We start from the raw sequence: 1,296 nt of genomic DNA, 5'->3' as shown, positions 1-1,296 counted from the left end.
ATAACATGTTAAAAATTGGAACACTGCTCTTATTAGCGTTTTGCGTATTTTATTTTGTCTATCATAAGAGTCTACCAACGCTTGATAATTAACAACACAGTCTTAATATAGGCTATAACACATACTCTATTTGTTTTGTATTATCACGAGGGCTTAACGACCTCTACTTTTTAAATTTGATTATTTAAAAAACCAATCGCAACCATTTGTGACGGTCATAGTTAGATCATAGTGGCGCAGTCGGAATTATCATCTGAATGCGTTATAATAGTCGTCATAACTTTATTAAAACTGTAGTCAAACCAAGCTCATACAACGATAAACTGCAGTATTTAGTAATTCATCTATTTCATTTATAAAATTTATGTTTATAAAATTCACGACACAGCAACTATGACAGACATAGCATTTGTGTCACAACGCATAGGAAACCTTATGAGTGAGCACAACCAAACTGCTGGTCAATTAGACCAGTCTGCAGACTTTGAGTCAGCATTAGACACTGAACAGGCTGAGACCAAGAGCAATATTACGATTACCGAGTCAGCGCAAGGTTATTTGGCTGATCTGCTGTCAAAGCAAGATACTGATGGCATCGGTGTACGTATATTCGTTGAGCATCCTGGTACACCGCGTGCAGAATGCTGTATGGCATACAATCAGCCAGGCGAAGAAGACAGCGCTGATTTGCGATTCGATTACGAGAATTTTTCGGCCTTTATTGAGGCGGCGTCAGTCCCTTATTTAGAAGACGCAGTCATTGATTATAATAAAGACCGTTTCGGTGGTCAGCTGACTTTTCGTGCACCGAACTCAAAAGTGCCCAAAGTCGGTGCTGATGCCAGTGTTGAAGAACGCATCAACTACGTATTGCAGTCTGAGATTAATCCAAGCTTGGCTGCGCATGGTGGTGATGTACAACTGCTTGAACTGATTGAAGAAGAAGGCGTAGGCCTGACTGCGGTATTAAAATTTGGCGGTGGTTGTCAAGGTTGTTCAGCTGTCGATATGACTTTGCGTCAAGGGGTTGAAGTACAGCTCAAGCAGCAAATACCAGAGCTAACCCAAGTAGTCGACGAGACGGATCATACTCTTACTGAAAACGCCTACTATAAGTAAATATTTAATAGTAAATTGGTGGCCTATTAAGTGTGAAAGACGGTATGAATAAAGCTTATTAAACTTATTGCTTATGAATATCAGGCATTAGCCGCTGAATAAATGGCTATTCTTTTAATAAAGAAGCTGGGTTATGATGAACTCAGCTTTTTTTATTGCTATGATTTAGGAAATAGC

Annotated in this window: 1 protein-coding gene; it reads left to right on the top strand. The window is 39.3% G+C overall.

Going from position 1 to position 1,296, the window contains the following annotated elements:
- Positions 1-435 precede the first annotated feature (435 nt).
- Positions 436-1,119, top strand: a complete 684-nt coding sequence (nfuA, locus tag ACS8FD_RS15005; RefSeq protein WP_439263497.1) for a Fe-S biogenesis protein NfuA — start codon at positions 436-438, stop codon at positions 1,117-1,119.
- Positions 1,120-1,296 lie beyond the last annotated feature (177 nt).

It is taken from the genome of Psychrobacter sp. 1U2, assembly GCF_051847575.1.
The sequence above is the reverse complement of the archived record's forward strand: the minus strand, read 5'-3'. Positions and strand labels throughout refer to the sequence as shown.

Bases quoted from the DNA above. Each gene is read 5' to 3' on its own strand.
- nfuA (WP_439263497.1), top strand. From the start codon at position 436: ATGAGTGAGCACAACCAAACTGCTGGTCAATTAGACCAGTCTGCAGAC.